Source organism: Dinoroseobacter shibae DFL 12 = DSM 16493 (genome assembly GCF_000018145.1).
GTDB lineage: Bacteria > Pseudomonadota > Alphaproteobacteria > Rhodobacterales > Rhodobacteraceae > Dinoroseobacter > Dinoroseobacter shibae.
Genome location: NC_009952.1, coordinates 2,162,025 through 2,177,816, shown reverse-complemented (window position 1 = coordinate 2,177,816; position 15,792 = coordinate 2,162,025). Strand labels below are relative to the sequence as shown.

General features: G+C 66.5%; 18 protein-coding genes. 9 read left to right on the top strand and 9 right to left on the bottom strand.

The features are described from left to right. Positions 1–8 precede the first annotated feature (8 nt). The 4 genes from DSHI_RS10480 to DSHI_RS10465 form a co-directional block, all read right to left on the bottom strand. A complete protein-coding gene (locus DSHI_RS10480; RefSeq protein ID WP_012178729.1) occupies positions 9–605 on the bottom strand; it encodes a P-loop nucleotide/nucleoside kinase family protein in 597 nt (198 codons plus the stop codon). Beyond that, positions 583–1,248, bottom strand: coding sequence for an SDR family oxidoreductase (locus tag DSHI_RS10475; protein WP_012178728.1), 666 nt, complete (start codon positions 1,246–1,248; stop codon positions 583–585). Before DSHI_RS10475 ends, DSHI_RS10480 begins: the two co-directional genes overlap by 23 nt. A 4-nt stretch (positions 1,249–1,252) precedes the next feature. Continuing rightward, positions 1,253–1,729 carry a DUF1178 family protein gene (locus tag DSHI_RS10470; protein WP_012178727.1) on the bottom strand — a complete coding sequence of 159 codons (477 nt, stop codon included), beginning with the start codon at positions 1,727–1,729 and terminating at the stop codon, positions 1,253–1,255. 125 nt (positions 1,730–1,854) lie between these two features. After that, positions 1,855–2,334 (bottom strand): NUDIX hydrolase, encoded by a 480-nt coding sequence (locus DSHI_RS10465; protein WP_012178726.1) that lies wholly within the window; start codon positions 2,332–2,334, stop codon positions 1,855–1,857. A 168-nt stretch (positions 2,335–2,502) separates the two neighbouring features. Here DSHI_RS10465 and DSHI_RS10460 point away from each other — a divergent pair, with 168 nt between their 5' ends. Both DSHI_RS10460 and DSHI_RS10455 read left to right on the top strand, forming a co-directional pair. Beyond that, entirely contained in the window at positions 2,503–3,078 is a 576-nt protein-coding gene (locus tag DSHI_RS10460) for a glutathione peroxidase (RefSeq protein WP_157865314.1), read from the top strand. After that, positions 3,075–4,199, top strand: a complete 1,125-nt coding sequence (locus tag DSHI_RS10455) for an acetoin utilization protein AcuC (protein ID WP_012178724.1) — start codon at positions 3,075–3,077, stop codon at positions 4,197–4,199. The genes DSHI_RS10460 and DSHI_RS10455 overlap by 4 nt, the downstream gene beginning before the upstream one ends. A gap of 161 nt (positions 4,200–4,360) precedes the next feature. On the opposite strand, the gene DSHI_RS10450 is transcribed toward DSHI_RS10455, so the two are convergent. Next, positions 4,361–4,831, bottom strand: a complete 471-nt coding sequence (locus DSHI_RS10450; RefSeq protein ID WP_012178723.1) for a hypothetical protein — start codon at positions 4,829–4,831, stop codon at positions 4,361–4,363. 627 nt (positions 4,832–5,458) lie between these two features. Between DSHI_RS10450 and DSHI_RS22310 the strand changes: the two genes are divergently transcribed. From DSHI_RS22310 to DSHI_RS10425, 7 genes are all read left to right on the top strand, one after another. Beyond that, positions 5,459–5,617, top strand: a complete 159-nt coding sequence (locus DSHI_RS22310; RefSeq protein ID WP_157865313.1) for a hypothetical protein — start codon at positions 5,459–5,461, stop codon at positions 5,615–5,617. After that, entirely contained in the window at positions 5,611–5,775 is a 165-nt protein-coding gene (gene hemP / locus DSHI_RS21735; protein WP_012178722.1) for a hemin uptake protein HemP, read from the top strand. Before DSHI_RS22310 ends, hemP begins: the two co-directional genes overlap by 7 nt. Next, positions 5,772–6,248: a hypothetical protein gene (locus DSHI_RS10445; RefSeq protein WP_012178721.1), complete on the top strand. Its 477-nt coding sequence runs from the start codon at positions 5,772–5,774 to the stop codon at positions 6,246–6,248. The genes hemP and DSHI_RS10445 overlap by 4 nt, the downstream gene beginning before the upstream one ends. Positions 6,249–6,353: 105 nt before the next feature. Then, on the top strand, positions 6,354–7,508 hold the full coding sequence (locus tag DSHI_RS10440) for an ABC transporter permease (RefSeq protein ID WP_012178720.1): 1,155 nt from the start codon (positions 6,354–6,356) through the stop codon (positions 7,506–7,508). After that, positions 7,508–8,287 (top strand): ABC transporter ATP-binding protein, encoded by a 780-nt coding sequence (locus DSHI_RS10435; protein ID WP_012178719.1) that lies wholly within the window; start codon positions 7,508–7,510, stop codon positions 8,285–8,287. The genes DSHI_RS10440 and DSHI_RS10435 overlap by 1 nt, the downstream gene beginning before the upstream one ends. A 21-nt stretch (positions 8,288–8,308) precedes the next feature. Beyond that, complete coding sequence (locus tag DSHI_RS10430) at positions 8,309–10,048, top strand: MCE family protein (protein ID WP_012178718.1); 1,740 nt, start codon at positions 8,309–8,311, stop codon at positions 10,046–10,048. Positions 10,049–10,066: 18 nt separating this feature from the next. After that, positions 10,067–10,681, top strand: a complete 615-nt coding sequence (locus DSHI_RS10425; RefSeq protein WP_044028657.1) for an ABC-type transport auxiliary lipoprotein family protein — start codon at positions 10,067–10,069, stop codon at positions 10,679–10,681. Here the strand turns inward: DSHI_RS10425 and DSHI_RS10420 are convergent, their stop codons facing one another. The 4 genes from DSHI_RS10420 to DSHI_RS10405 all read right to left on the bottom strand — a co-directional run bounded on the left by DSHI_RS10420 (position 10,682) and on the right by DSHI_RS10405 (position 15,530). Continuing rightward, positions 10,682–11,839: an acetate/propionate family kinase gene (locus DSHI_RS10420; protein ID WP_012178716.1), complete on the bottom strand. Its 1,158-nt coding sequence runs from the start codon at positions 11,837–11,839 to the stop codon at positions 10,682–10,684. 3 nt (positions 11,840–11,842) lie between these two features. After that, positions 11,843–13,621: a sulfoacetaldehyde acetyltransferase gene (gene xsc, locus DSHI_RS10415; protein WP_012178715.1), complete on the bottom strand. Its 1,779-nt coding sequence runs from the start codon at positions 13,619–13,621 to the stop codon at positions 11,843–11,845. A gap of 98 nt (positions 13,622–13,719) precedes the next feature. Next, on the bottom strand, positions 13,720–15,186 hold the full coding sequence (pdxR, locus tag DSHI_RS10410) for a MocR-like pyridoxine biosynthesis transcription factor PdxR (protein ID WP_012178714.1): 1,467 nt from the start codon (positions 15,184–15,186) through the stop codon (positions 13,720–13,722). 140 nt (positions 15,187–15,326) lie between these two features. Further along, positions 15,327–15,530, bottom strand: a complete 204-nt coding sequence (locus DSHI_RS10405; RefSeq protein ID WP_044027770.1) for a hypothetical protein — start codon at positions 15,528–15,530, stop codon at positions 15,327–15,329. Positions 15,531–15,792 lie beyond the last annotated feature (262 nt).

The window sequence follows — 15,792 nt, the reverse complement described above, 5'->3', positions numbered from 1 at the left end:
CAGCCCGCTCAGCCAGACCCCATGACCCCCCGAGCGAACGGGTCGGCGCCGAAGCGGCTGGGCGCCAGGCGGCGCAGGGCGCTCACGATGGCGGAAACTGACTCGTCGGGCGTGCGCATGTATGTATCGATGGTCAGGTCGGCCTCGGGCCACTCGTCGATCTGCCGCGCCTGTACGCTCTGCCAGTCGGGCAGGCCTTGCCGTGGACGTTCGGTCAGGCGTTTCTCCACCCGGCGGCGATGCTCCTGAAGATCGGAGCACTGGATATTGACCTGCACCATCTTGGCCTGACAGCCCATCGCAACGCTCATCCAGGCGTTGCGTGTCATGGCGATCGGGTTGACGCAATCGGCGATCACCACATGGCCGAGATCGAGGTTGGAGGTCGCCACCTGGTAGGCCACGTTGTAGCCCAGTGGCCCGATATCGGCCCCGAGCCGTGCTTTCAGCGGGGCCTCGATCCGGTCGATGACCAGGTGCACCGCGCCGATCTGCGCCGCCAGGGCCTCGGCAATGGTCGATTTGCCCGCTCCCGGCAAGCCGCCGAAAACAATCAGAACCCCAGGGTCCGACAGGGCATCATCAATAAGGGTGCGCTTGTCCATTCCACATCTCGAAGCAGCCGGAGGTGTCCAGGGTCAGGGCCTCGAACCGGTCGGCGAGGCCTTGTGCTGACTGGGCCGGAGTGAGATGCGCGGTGGGACCGCCCATGTCCGTCTGCACCCAGCCCGGGTGATAGATGCCGACCGAAATTCCCAGGCCCGCGAGGTCCGTGGCCAGGTTGCGCCCGAGGTTCAGCGCCGCCGCCTTGGACGCCCGGTAGATATAGGAGCGCCCCGGCGCGTGCGTGTGCGACGCCATTTGCGAGGAAATGATCGCGATCTTGGCCTGCCGGGCCTGCTGCAGCTGTGGCAGGAGCGACTGGACCGACAGGAACACCCCCATCACGTTGGTCTCGAACATCCGCGCCCACATCTGCGGCGGGTAGCCATCGGCCAGGTTTTCTTCCCGATCGAGATAGATCCCGGCATTGCAGACCAGCAGATCGATCGGGCGTCCGTCCAGATGCGCGCTCAGCGCCGCATGGCTGTCTGGGTCCGTGACATTGAGCGGGTGCCATGACACGCCGTCGATCGTCTCCGGCGGGGCCGTGCGATAGGTGCCCAGAACGGAATGTCCACGCGCCGCAAGCACGCGGGTCAATTCCAGTCCGATGCCTCGAGAGGCGCCTGTCACCACGCTCTGCATGCGGTCAGTTCGATTTCGTGCGGTTCGAGAAGGGCAGGGGCAGGATGGGCACACCCTCCTCTGCGAGCGCCCGGGCCTCGTCGAGCCGCGCCTCGCCATGGATTGCGCGCGTTGGCGCGTCGCCGAGATGCATCGCCCGGGCCTCGGTCGCGAAATCCGTGCCGACATAGTCCGACGAGGCCTCGACCTCGGCCCGCAGGCGGGCAATGGCCTGCGCCAGGGGGCTGTCGGGCTCGGAAAGAGAAAAACTCTTGCCATCGGCGCCCGGCGCGGTCGCGGCAGCTTCGGGTGGGAGGGGGGCGATTTCGCGGCTGCGAGAGGCCTGAACGCGGGGCGCCATGAGGGTCTTGTCAACCTCTGGCGAGCCGCAGACGGCACAGCTCGTCATCCGCGATTTGCGAAGTTTTTCAAAGGCATCGGCGGAATGAAACCATGCGTCGAAAACATGGTCACGGTCACATTTCAGAGTGTAACGGATCATGTAAAAACGGCCTTGCAATGAGACTGGGAACCGGACCAACGAACCTACAGTATGCCGAACGTCCTAAAAAGCAAAGAACTGCGCAAGGGTTTGCCGGTATGTCGCGGCTGCTCACGCGCCTCGGGTCACAGATGCACGAGACTGGGGTCGAAATCGCGCAGGATCCGGCGCAACTCCGGCTCCGTGACCCGGGCGGCGGCCTTCTTGCGCGAGAACCACTTGCGCTTGCGGGCCTTCTGCTCGGGGAATTTTTCCGCCAGGCGGCTGACCTTCACGGGGAACACCGCGACGACGACCGGCAGCCGGTCCCGGTCTTCAAGCGCCTTGAGATACGAATAGAGCCCGAGGCAGGTCTCGGAGATCCGGCCCTCGATCCCGGCTTCTTCCCAAGCTTCGCGGGCCGCGCTCGCGGTGGCAGAAAGGCCCGCTTCGGGCCAGCCCTTGGGGATGATCCAGCGCCCGGTCTCGCGGCTGGTAATCAAGAGGATCTGCACCTTGCCGTTCACCACCCGGTAGGGCAGCACGCCGAACTGGGTGCGTAGATCGCGCTTGCCGGATTTGCCCAGTTGCAGGGGATGCTGCTTGTTTCTGGCGGCTACGACCATGATCCATGTCACCCGGCGCTGCGGCGGCGACCCCTGCCGCTTCATTGTGGGGGAAGCTACAAGTTGCGGCTAGGGGATGCCAGCCGTGATTTGCCGACCCCGTGCCATTTGAAACCCGGCTTCATCTCTCTATGTCACGGGATATGCGAGCGTTCTGGAGAGAGTGACATGCGATTTCTCAGAGGCCTGATCTTTGCGAGCGTCCCTCTTGTGGCGGTGGTCGGGCTTGTCGCGGCCAGCAGCGTGGCCGCCCGGCCGGCGACCTCCGACCCTTTGCCGGACGGGGCCGGGGCCTTCATGGCGATTGAGGGCGTGCCCTTGAACCTGTCCGACTGGGCCGGGCAGCCGGTTCTGGTGGTCAATACCGCATCGCGTTGCGGTTTCACCGATCAGTACGCGGGTCTGCAGGCGCTCCAGGACCGTTACGGCACCGACAGGCTGACCGTTCTGGCGGTGCCCTCGGACAGCTTCAACCAGGAATTTGCCACGGCCGAAGAGGTCGCGGAGTTCTGTGCGCTGAACTATGATCTGACGCTGCCGATGACCGACATCACCCCGGTGCGCGGCACCGGGGCGCATCCTTTCTATGATTGGCTGGCCGAGACACAGAACGTCGTGCCCCGGTGGAATTTCACGAAGATCCTGCTCGATGGCGAAGGGCGGTTCGTGGCCCATTTCGACACCGCAACGCGGCCCCTCTCGCCCCGGATCACGCGGGAAATCGACGCCTTGATTACCCGGTGACGCCGCTTTTCATCGGGGCCGAGATCTATCGCAACTCGACCTATGGCGGCTGGCATCCGTTGCGCATCCCGCGGGTGTCGACGGCCATGGACCTGTCCCGTGCGCTGGGCTGGTTGCCGCGCGGACAGTACCGCGTCAGCCCGCGCGCCAAGCCCGCGGCCCTGCATATCTGGCACGACCCGGCCTATGTGGCCGCGCTGGTGCAGGCCGAGGCCGATGGTACGGTCAGCGATGCCGTGCGCGCTCGGCACAACCTGGGCACGCCCTCCAACCCCGTCTTCGGCGAAGTGTTCCGGCGTCCGGCCACGGCGGCGGGCGGCTCCATGCTGGCGGGGGCGATCCTCGGGGCCGGGCCCGGCGTGGTCTATCACCCGGCGGGCGGCACCCATCACGGGCTGCCGGACCGGGCCAACGGGTTCTGCTATCTCAACGATCCGGTGCTGGCGATGTTGTCGCTGCGGCAGGCCGGGCTGCGCCGCATTGCGTACGTGGATATCGACGCGCATCATTGCGACGGGGTGGCGGTGGCCTTCCGGGGCGATCCGGATGTGTTGATGATCTCGGTGCACGAGGAAAAACGCTGGCCCTTCACCGGCGGGCTGGAGGAGACTGAAGGCGGCTCAGCCCTCAACCTGCCGGTGCCGCGGGGGCTGAACGATGCGGAGATGGCCTTCATCCGCGACGCACTGATCGTGCCTGCGGTGGCAGCCTTCGCGCCCGAAGCCATCGTGTTGCAATGCGGCGCGGACGCGGTGGAGGAAGACCCCCTGTCGCGTCTTGCCTTGTCCAACAACGCCCATTGGGCAGTGGTGTCCGCCTTGGGGGCGCTGACCGACCGGTACCTGGTGCTGGGGGGCGGGGGCTACAACCCCTGGACGGTCGGGCGCCTGTGGGCCGGGGTATGGGCGACCCTGAACGCGCTGGAGATCCCGGAGCGTTTGCCGCCCGAGGCCGAGGCGGTGCAGCGGGGCCTGTCCTGGGCCGGAGCGAAGATGACCCGGATGCCGGAACCGGCCCTGTTCACCACTTTGCGCGATGCGCCGCGTCCGGGACCCGTGCGCGACATGCTGCGCGCGCGTGTGGCGGTGTTGCAGGCACGGTCCGCGGTTTTGGTCGGCTAGATGGTCCCTAAAAAGTTGGCCGGCCCCTTGTTTCCTTGGGGCCGGCCGTTCGCGACGCACCTTTTTTGCTCTGTCGAGCGTATTGGGCTTTGGGGCGTCGGTTTGGCGGGCGGGGAGGGAGGGGCCCCGCCGCGCCTTGGGGGTTTGTTAAGGGCTTTGGTTTACTCGTTGCTTGAGCCTTTTGCGCCCTTGATTGCGGCGAGGTCTGCGAAGGAGTAGTCGGCTGCGTCGAGGCCCAGTTGGGCGGCCAGCTGTGCCTGGGCGGGGGAGGTGCCGACCGACTGGGTGGAGACGACGCCGCCCGGTGCGGACGCGTTGTAGCCGGTGTCGCTGTCGAAGGAGCCCTTGATGGCGGCCAGTTCGGCGAAGGAATAGTCGCCTGCGTCGAGGCCCAGGGTCGCGGCCAGCTGTGCGTGGGCGGGGGAGATGCCGACCGACTGGGTGGAGACGACGCCGCCCGGTGCGGGGATGGTGTAGCCGGTGTCGGTGTCGAAGGAGCCCTTGATGGCGGCCAGTTCGGCGAAGGAGTAGACGCCGGGTGCGACGCCCAGGGTGCGCTCGAGTTGCGTGTTGGCGATGGCCGGGGCGGCGATGGCGGTGCTCAGGGCGGCGATGAGTGCGATGCGTGTCATGTGAGTAGTCCTTTGTGTGCGTTGCGATGCGTGTCGCGGTTGATGTGGCGGCCGTGTGCGGGCCGGTAGGGTCTGGATGGCCGGTTTGGCCGGGGTTTGCTTGAACACCCGTGCGGATGTCTTGCAGGATCGTGCTTGGCAGGTTGGAGTGTGTCCGTGCTGCCGATGGGATGGATTTGGACCTGCCGGGGGTGCAATGAAACGGCGATGATGCGGGGGGTATATGTGCGGAATTGCACATCACGAGGCGGTGAGGGGTATTTGTGCGCGCGGATTTGTGGTTTTTGCGAAAAGCCGAGCGATATCAGCGCCTTGGCCTGACACGAAGGCTCACGCGCGGGTGATGTTTCCAACACCGCGCCCGATCGCGCCCAAACCCGCCCCGCGACACACGCGGATCACATGTTTCGTGAGCGGGCGTTTCGGGGCCGCAGGGGGGGAGGGGGCGTTAGCGGGGCGCATTTGTGGCGATTTTCCGCTGTGTGCCGAAGGTCGGGAGGCTTTGGATCTGCGATCCAGACAATGGAGAGGTTGACAAGACCTACTAAAATAGTCAGGAATAGAGGCATCCAGCCAACCCTCCCGAGTCAGGGCCAGCCGACAACTTTGTTCTGACAGGATGAGGCCATGCCCGAATTGTTCGAAGACCTCCGCCAGACGCGCCGGACCCGCTTGATGGATCTGGTTTTTGCCGACGAGGCCCCCGAAGGCCCGGCGCCTTTCACGCTCGAATGGCTGTTCGACCATGTCGAAGCCCACCGCGACCGGGAGGATGCCCCATGCTGAGCGTTGCGAAGGAAACGACACTGCCGCCGCAAGATGCGCTGCCGGTTTATGACGCACGGGATCTGACCAAGGGCGGCGATCTGGCCCGGATCAAGCTCGATGCGCAAATCTACACATTGCGGGTCACGCGCGCCGGTAAATTGATCCTGACGAAATGACGGTGCAGGCGACACATCGCGGGGCGGCCACCGTCGGCTATGTGCAGGACCTGCCGCCGCTGGAACGGGACGCGGTGCTCTACCTGCGCCTGTGGTGCGATGGGCCGGACGCGCAGGCCCGGGTCTGGACCGCCTTCGCGGCCTCCCTCGGGCCAGAGGCGGGGCGCCCGGCACTGAAGGCGCTCGAGAATCTGTGCATGCTGTGCCTGCGTCACGGTCGCCGCCCGATGGCGCGGCATGGCGTGGCCTGCAAGTGCCTGGGCGCGGACGAGGCCTGTTTCGCCAATTTCGTGGGCTATGCTAGCGAGGGCAGCACGGAGGATGCGCTGTTGCTGGCGACGACCCTGGTGCGTCCGGACATGGGCTACCAGGTGGTCGGCCTCGCGCAGGAATTCGGTCTGGCGCTGCGTCGCATGGTCCTGCGCAGTCAGGATCCGCCGCGGCGGGTGCCGTTGTCCGTCACACTTCATTGAGCGGGGGGCGGGGCGCGCGGTCCTTGGGGCTGCGCGCCCCGTGACAAAGGGCGAGAGAGGCCCTAGTGCTGTTCGGAACGAAGCGAACGGGATGAGGCAGCACGCGTGGCCGCAACGGATGCCGCAGAATATGCAGAAGGACGCGGGGTCGATGCGCGCCCCGCGCCCGACTTGCGCTTGTCGCAGGATGAAGCCGGGGTCGCAGGCGCGCTGAGTGGCGATCTGACGATCTACGGGGTGGCCGATCTGCAGCGGCAGCTTGCCGCGCGCCCGGCCGGGTCGCTGACCCTGGATCTGTCCGGCATCGGGCGGATCGATACGGCGGGCGCCTGGCTGCTGGCAGAACTGGCGCGGGGCGAGGGGGTCCGCCTTGTGGGGGCGCCCGACAAGGTGGCGCGGCTGATCGCCAACGTGGCCAAGGCCGAGCCCGAACACCCGGAGCGGACAGAGACGCCGCCGACCCTGACCGATCGCTTGGAGCGGCTCGGGCGGCAGGTGGTGGAGGGGACGAAATTCCTCGGCGGGCTGACCGGGATGCTGGGCCTCGTGCTGGCCCGGTTCGGTCGGGCCCTGCGGCATCCGCGGGAGTTCCGGATGACCGCGCTGGTGCATCATTGCGAGGAGGTGGGGCTCAGGGCCGTGCCCATCGTGGCGCTGATGGCCTTTCTGATCGGTATCGTTCTTGCCTTCCAGGGCGCGAGCCAGCTGCGGCAATTCGGGGCCGAGGTCTTCGTCGTCGACCTGATCTCGATCTCGATTCTGCGAGAGCTTGGCATTCTGCTGACGGCGATCATCGTGGCCGGGCGGACGGCCTCATCGTTTACCGCGGCCATCGGGTCGATGAAGATGCGCGAAGAGATCGATGCGATGCGGACGCTGGGCCTCGACCCCGCGATGCTGCTGTTCCTGCCGCGGGTACTGGCGCTGCTGATCATGTTGCCGATCCTGGGGCTGATCGCCAACCTGTCGGGGTTGCTGGGCGGGGCGCTGATGTCCTGGATCGAGCTGGGCATCTCGCCCGCGATGTTCCAGACCCGGCTGATCGAGGGGACCGATATCAATCATGCGGTGGTCGGGCTCGTCAAGGCGCCGTTCTTCGCCATCCTGATCGGGGTGGTTGGCTGTCATGCGGGGATGCAGGTGGAGGGCAACGCCGAATCCCTTGGCCGGATGACCTCGGGTGCGGTGGTGACCGCGATCTTCGCCGTGATCGTGACCGATGCGGCGTTTTCGATTTTCTTTGCGCAGATGGGGATCTGATGGCAGAGCCGGTGGAGAACGTGATCCGGGTGCGCGGGGTGCGGACGCAGTTCGGCACGCATGTGGTCCATGAAGACCTGGATCTGGACGTGCGGCGGGGCGAGATCCTGGGCGTGGTCGGCGGCTCGGGCACCGGCAAGTCGGTGCTGCTGCGCACGATCGCGGGGCTGTTGCGGCCTGCGGCGGGGCGGGTGGAGGTTCTGGGCACCGACATGCTGAGCGCCGACGAGGCGACGCGGGCCGCGGTCGAGGCGCGCTGGGGCGTGATGTTCCAGGACGGTGCCCTGTTTTCCTCCCTGACCGTGCGCGAGAATGTCGAAGTTCCCATGCGCGCGATCCCGGGTCTGGATGCGGCGACGCGCCGGGCATTGGCTGCGCTGAAGGTGTCGATGGTGGGACTGCCGCCGGTGGCGGAGGACAAATACCCCTCCGAGCTGTCTGGGGGGATGCGCAAGCGCGCGGGATTGGCGCGGGCGCTGGCCCTCGACCCGGAGATCGTGTTCCTCGACGAGCCGACCGCCGGGCTCGACCCCATCGGGGCGGCGGATTTCGACACGTTGATCAAGGGGCTGAGCACGGATCTGGGCCTGACGGTCTTTCTGGTCACCCATGACCTTGATACGTTGCACGCGATCTGCGACAGGATCGCTGTCCTTGCGGAACGCAAGGTGCTGGTCACGGGCACCATGGATGAGATGCTGAAGGTGGATCACCCTTGGGTGCACGCGTATTTCCACGGCCCCCGTGCCCGGGCGGCGCTTGAGACGGCAGGCGGCTGAGGCCGGAAGGAGAGACGAGACTTGGAAACGCGTGCCAATTACATCCTGATCGGGCTTTTCACGCTGCTGGGCATCCTCGGCATGATGGCCTTTTTCCTGCTGTTCGCGCGGGTCGAGCTGGACCGGCAATTCGCCTATTACGACATCCGGTTTTCCTCGGTCTCTGGGTTGAGCGAGGCGTCGGACGTACGGTTCAGCGGCTTGCCCGTGGGGCAGGTGGTCGATGTACGGCTGGCCCCGGAGCAGGACGGCTCGATCGTCGTGCGGGTTGAGGTGAATGCCGACACGCCGGTGCGCACGGACAGTGTTGCGACGATCGAGGCTCAGGGGGTCACGGGCGTGTCCTTCGTCGGGATCAGTGGGGGAACGCCGGACGCGCCGCTTCTGGTGGCGGCCACCGACGCGCAGGTGCCCGAGATCGAGGCCGGGCGCTCGGTGCTGCAGACCCTGTCTGAGGACGCGCCCGAGCTGATCACCGAGGCGCTGCAGATCGTGCAGGAGGTCAGCGCACTGCTGACCGACGACAATCGCAACCTGCTGCGCAATATCCTGGTCAATACCGAGGCGGCCTCGGAAGAATTCGCCAGCGCGTTGGAGAATTTCTCCGGCGTGGCCGATACGGTGAACGCCTTTGCCGACCAGATCAGCCGGTTCAACGCCACGCTCGATACCCTGACGGGAGAGATCAACGACGTGCTTTCCACGGCCGACACGACGCTGGCCTCCATCGGAGCCTTGTCGGAGGAGACGCGCCGGATGGTCCTCGACGGTGAGGAGGTGCTGTCGACGCTCGACGATTCCCTGGGGGCCGCGCAGACCTATATCGAAGGTGATTTGGCCGGTGCGACCGAGGAGGCCCGGGCATTGATGGCCGATCTGCGGGCGCAGGCCGACACCCTGGGCACCGAGGCTGCGGCGCTGATCGAGGGGTTCGGCGCGACCGGCGACGTGGCCACGGCCCGGCTTACGGAGTTTGCGGGCACGCTGGCGGCGGTGGATCGGCTGGTCGCCTCACTGGAGGCAACCTCGGGCGAGGTCCAGGTGGCCGTGCGGCGCATCGACGGGCTGGTTGCGGAAGAGGGCGCACCGCTGCTGAGCGAGACGCGCGCGCTGGTCGCAACGGCGCAGGCGGCGATGGAGGCGGTTAACGCGGTGGCGACCGTGGACATGCCCGCCATCGTGGCCGATATCCGCGCCGCGACCGACACCACGACCCGGGTGGTCGCCGAGGTAGGCGAGAACCTGAGCGGCGCGTCGGGCCGGGTGGAGGCGCTGATCGTGTCAGCGCACTCCACCCTCGCCGATGTCACCACCACCTTCCGCAATGCCAACGAGACCCTCACGGCGGTGAACACCGCGATGGAGACTGGCGACAGCGCCCTGCGCGCCGCCGAGAGCGCCTTTACCTCCGCCGATCGGGTGATGAGCGAGGATCTCGACGGGGTCATCGCCGCGCTGGAGAGCACGCTTGGCTCGCTGACCGGGGCGGTGGACAGCGTAGCAGAGGACCTGCCGCTGATCAGTTCGGATCTGCGCAGCGCCAGCGATGCCGCCGCGCGGGCCTTTGCCGAGGTGGAGGCGCTGGCCGAGGCGGCCGGGCCCAGGCTGGAGACTTTCGCGACCACCGGCCTGCCGCTTTATTCCCGGCTCGCGCAGGAAGCGCGCGTGCTGGTCGAAAACCTCGACCGGCTGACCAACCAGATCAGCCGCGATCCCGCGCGGTTCATCCTCAACCCCAACACCCCGGAATTCAGAAGGTAGGTCCCGATGCGCGTCCTCATGCCCCTCAAAGCCTGTTCCGTGGCGCTGCTGACGCTTAGCAGCCTGTCCGGTTGCGCGGCGGTGTCCGCGCTCGGCTCCGCGTCCGAGGTTCTGGATGTCTACGAGTTGCAGGCGCCTCGGACTCTGCCGGAGGGGCCGGTCCGGGCGCGCGACGTGGTCATAGAGTTGCCAACGACCACTGGCGCGCTGCAGACCGACCGGATCATGATCCGGCCCGACCCGTTGCAGGCGCAGTATCTGCCAGGGGTGCGGTGGGGCGACGCGACACCGGTGATGGTGCAGACCTTGATGCTGCGCACCCTGGAGGCAAGCGGGCGCTTGGGCTATGTCGGCCGCCGACCCCTCGGGATCAACGGTGATTACGCGGTACTGACGGAGATCGTGGATTTCCAGGCCGAAGCCGTGCCGGAGGGGCCGGGCGCGGTGGTCGTGCTGAGCCTGATCGGTCGCGTGGTGCGCGAGTCGGATCTGCGGATCATGGGGACGCGCCGCTTCGCCGTACAAGTGCCTGTGGCCTCGGTGTCCGAGGCCGAAGTGATCGCCGGGTTCGACCAGGCGGCACAGCAACTCTTTGCCGAGCACGGCGCCTGGGTTCTGTCGGTGGTGCGCTGACTACGCGCCGAGCACGCGCAGAGCATCGGCGGCCAACATTCGCTCTTCCTCTGCCGGGATGATGTAGATGCCGGTCGCGGAGGCGGCACTGTGCAGAGCGGTCTGACCTTCCGCGTTGGCCTCCGGGTCGATCTCGGCTCCGATCCAGTGAAGACCCGCCACGATGCGCGCGCGGATTTCGGCCGCGTTCTCGCCGATCCCACCTGTGAAGGCGATGGTTTCCGTCCCGCCAAGAGGCGCAAGCAGGGAGCTCGCATGCCGCACCGCCCAGTAAACGAAATGGTCCACCGCGAAGCCGGCCTCGGGGCGGTCGGAGGCCATCAGGGTCCGCATGTCCGACAGCCCCCCCGACAGGCCGGCCAGCCCACTTTCATTGTTCAGGATCCGCCGTGCGCGCGCGATGCCGTGATCCTCGGCCAGTTTCAGCACGGCGTTGCCATCTATGCTGCCGCTGCGGGTCGCCATGGTCAGACCTTCCAGCGGGGAATAACCCATGGTCGTGGCCACGGAGCGTCCGTCGCGGATCGCACAGATCGACGCGCCGCTGCCCAGATGGAATGCCAGCAGGCGGTCGGGCAGGGCGGCACCGGTCACGCGCGACCAGCTGTCTACCATCGCGGCATAGCTTTGCCCGTGGAAGCCATAGCGGCGCAGGCCCGCGGTTTCCGCCGTGTCGGGCAGGCCGTAGCGCAGGGCGACCTCGGGGTTGGAGGCGTGGAACGCGGTGTCGAAGCTGGCGCATTGCGGCACGTCCGGCATCAGCGCCGTGATCCGGTCGATGGCCGCGAGGTTGTGGGGGTTGTGCAAGGGCGCCAGGGCCGAACAGGCGGCGATTTCGGATCGGGTCGCGGGGGTGATCCGCACGGGCGCGGTCAGCCGGACGCCGCCATGGACCACCCGGTGCGCGACAGCCTTGAGGTGGCTTGCGGTGATGCCTCGCGTGGCCAGTGCTTCCAGGATCGCAGCCAGCGCTGCACCATGGTCGGGCAGGTCGCATGACGCGGACCGTGCGCCGATCTTCAGCCGCCCGGGCCCGCCAATGGACTCCGCCTGCCCGGTAAGATGCTCTGCGAGCGCCGGGGTGAACAGCGCAAACTTGAGCGACGACGACCCCGCGTTCAGAACAAGAATCAGGTCCGACCGGGCCGGGTCCGCCATGGATCAGCCAGCCTCGACCATCATATCCTGTTTCGAGACACCTGCGACCTTGTTTGGTTTTTTCATTGCGTCTCTTCTGAATGGTTCTCCGAGTTCCTGGTTGAGCAGGACCTCGATGAGGGTTGTTTTGCCCTCGGTCATCTGGGCCTTGATGGCGGTTGCGAGGGTGTCGGTCAACTCCTGCATGGTGCGCACGACCACGCCGTCGAGCCCGCAGGCGCGCGCGATGCCGGCATAGGAGACCTCCTCGTCGAGCTCGGTGCCCACGAAGTTGTCGTCGAACCAGAGCGTGGAATTGCGCTTCTCCGCGCCCCACTGGTAGTTGCGGAACACCACTTGCGTGATCGCGGGCCAGTCGCCGCGGCCGATCGCCGTCAGCTCGTTCACCGCGATGCCGAACGCGCCGTCCCCGGCAAACCCCACCACCGGCGTGTCGGGTTGGGCGATCTTGGCGCCCACGATCGCCGGCAACCCGTAGCCGCAGGGGCCAAAGAGCCCCGGCGCGAGGTATTTGCGCGGCGCGTCGAAGTCCGGATAGGCGTTGCCGATGGCACAGTTGTTGCCGATATCCGAGCTGATGATCGCGTCGCGCGGCAGGGCGGCGGTGATCGCGCGCCAGGCCATGCGCGGGCTCATCCAGTCGGGTTTCGCGGCACGGGCGCGGGCGTTCCAGGTGGTGCCGGGGTCGTCCTCCTCATGGTCCATGGCGCTGAGCTGCTGGGCCCAGCGGGATTTCACCTGCGCGATCCGGTCGCGCCGTTCCTGGCGGCCCGCATCGCCCGCATCCTCGGCCAGCTGGCCCAGGATGCCGCGCGCCACCTTGGCCGCGTCGCCGACGATGCCGACGCTGATCTTCTTGGTCAGCCCGATCCGGTCGGAATTGATGTCGACCTGGATGATTTTCGCATCCGCCGGCCAGTACTCCATTCCGTAGCCCGGAAGCGTTGAGAACGGGTTAAGCCGGGTGCCGAGTGCCAGCACCACATCGGCCTCGGAAATCAGCTCCATCGCCGCCTTCGAGCCGTTGTATCCCAGCGGCCCCGCGAACAGCGGATGGCCCCCCGGAAATGCGTCATTGTGTTGATATCCCACGCAAACGGGCGCATCGAGCCGCTCGGCCAGCGCCTTGCTGGCCGCGATCCCGCCCTCCGACAGCACCACGCCCGCGCCGTTCAGGATCACCGGGTTTTTCGCCTCCGACAACAGCGCCGCGGCGCGCGCCACCGACGCCTCGCCGCCCGGGGAGCGCTCGAATTCGATGGGCTCGGGGATCTCGATATCGATCACCTGGGTCCAGAAATCGCGCGGGATGTTGATCTGCGCGGGCCCCGAGAGGGTTTTCGCCTTGGAGATCACCCGGGTCAGCACCTCGGCCATGCGCGAGGGATCGCGGACCTCCTCCTGGTAGGCGACCATGTCCTCGAAAAGCTTCATCTGCGCGACCTCCTGGAAGCCGCCCTGGCCGATGGTCTTGTTGGCCGCCTGGGGCGTGACCAGCAGAAGCGGCGTGTGGTTCCAGTAGGCGGTCTTCACGGCGGTGACGAAATTGGTGATGCCGGGGCCGTTCTGGGCGATCATCATCGACATCCGCCCCGACGCCCGGGTGAAGCCATCGGCCATCATCCCCGCAGAGCCCTCGTGCGCACAGTCCCAGAAGGTGATCCCCGCTTCCGGAAACAGGTCCGAAATCGGCATCATCGCAGACCCGATGATCCCGAACGCATGGTCCACACCATGCCGCTGCAAAACCTTGATAAACGCCTCTTCCGTCGTCATCCGCATCGTCTGGTTTCCTCTGTACCGGTCGCTCGTTTGGTATGGTTGGGAGCAATCTAGGAGCGGGAGCCGGACCACACATAGGACCAGATTTTTGAGCCTGATCAGTCCAGATCGGCCAGCGCAGCGGCGATCAGCCGAATGCCCTGGGGAATGCGGGCCACCTCGATCGACGAATAGGCGAGCCGGTAAAAGTTGCGCTGAGGGCGGGTGGGGTCGAAGAAGGCCGCGCCCGGTTCGATCACCACCCCCTTGGACCGGAGCCGCCGGGCCAGCAGGTCGGTATCCACGCCGTCCGGCGCCCGCATCCACAGGCTCGATCCGCCATTGGCGGGTTGGGAGGCGACTTGCAGCCCGGTCTCGGCGATCGCCGTTTCCATGGCGCGGCGGCGCACCTCGTAGGCCTTGCGCATCCGGTTGATCTGCGCATCGAAATGCCCGCGCGACAGGAAGTTCGCCGTGGTCCGCTGAATCAATCCCGGCGGATGGCGGAGCACGGTGCCGCGCAACCGGCGGGCCTCGGCGATGAAGGGGTGCGGGGCGACCATGAAACCCAGCCGAAGCCCCGGAAACAGGGACTTCGAGAACGAGCCGACATAGATCACCGTGCCATGCGTGTCGAACGACTTGAGCGACGGTGTTGCAGTGCGCCCGAAAGCCAGCTCGAACTCGTACTCGTCCTCCACCACCACGAAGCCGCGTTCGGCGGCCAGGGACAGCAGCGCCTTGCGCCGGGCCAGTGGCATGGTGGCGTTGGTGGGGCATTGGTGGCTGACGGTGGTGAAGAGCACGTCGAGCGCGTCGGGCAGCGTTTCGGGGGCCAGACCGTCTGCGTCCACATCGACGCTTTGGGTATGGCAGCGTGTGGCGCCGAGGATCTGGCGCAGGCTGGGGTAGCCGGGGTTCTCCAGCACCGCCTTGCGCCGCTGGGTGAGCAGAAGTTGCGCACAGAGCCAGAGCGCGTTCTGCGCGCCCATGGTGATCAGGATCTGGTTGGGGCGCGCCGCGATCCCCCGCCGGGGCAGGATGTTGCGTTGGATATACTCCACGAGTTTCGGATCGTCCCGCTCATAATGGTCGGCGGTCAGGCTCTCGAATTCCCGCAGGCCGAGCGCCTCGAGCGCGCAGAGCCGCCAATTACGATGATCGAAAAGCTGGGGATCCGTCTGTCCGTAGATGAACGGGTAGGGGAAGCTGTGCCAGTCGAAGGGGCGGGCGATCTCCTCGGGCGGCGGTTCCCGGTGGGACATCAGGCGCGTCCAGTCCACGATGCTCTCGCCGTTCTGGCAGGCCTGCACCAGGCTGGGCGCGCTGGGGGCGCTGTCGGAGACGAAGTACCCGGATCGCCCGCGCGCCACGAGGTAGTCGTCGGCCACGAGGTCGGTGTAGGCGATGGTCACGGTGATCCGGCTGACGCCGAGCTGGCGGGCGAGGCCACGGCTGGAGGGCATCTTGTCCCCCGGCTTGAACCGGCCGCTGAGGATACCGTCGATCACCTGCCGCTTGATGCGGTGCTGGCGGGTGCCTTCGCCGTCCTGATCGAAGATGAGGGACTCGGGTCTGATATCCATATCTGGCCCGAGAGTGCCGAAGAATTTGCCGCCGCGCTAGGTCCAGATGCCTGTTCAGTCAGGCGCGGTCCTTCCAGGGCACGCGGCAGGTCTCGCCCTTGCCATCAGGATATCGATGCCGTGGCCGATGATGCCGGTGATCACGGTAGTGGGTCGGTCTCGGTGTAGGTGGTCTCGCCCATGAAGGGGCGATTGCGTGGATCGGCATCAGGTTGAAGCCGGTGAAGCCCCCAGGACAAGAAGATCGTGACGACCGAGATGTTCGACGCGGCGCGGTTCGGGCGCTCGGCGCTTTCGTCGCCGATGCTCACGGTCTCGAGCGCGCGAAAGTCGGCCCGGGTCATGGTCGCGCGTGACAGCAAGGATCGCGAAGAACGCACCTGTGAAAATTGCGTGATACATCAGGAGTATGGTCATGCTTCGGTCTCTGTTATCGGTCCGACTATGACGAGCGCTTTGGATGCGGCATGGATCCAGTGGGGTAGAAGTCGTTAAGTCCAGCCTGACACTCCTTGCGCCGGACAGGTGGAGGTTCTGGCCTTATGCTCTGGGCCAGGCTGGCCCTATGGGCGCGGCGTCAGTCCCGGCAACGTCTTTCCGTGCCGC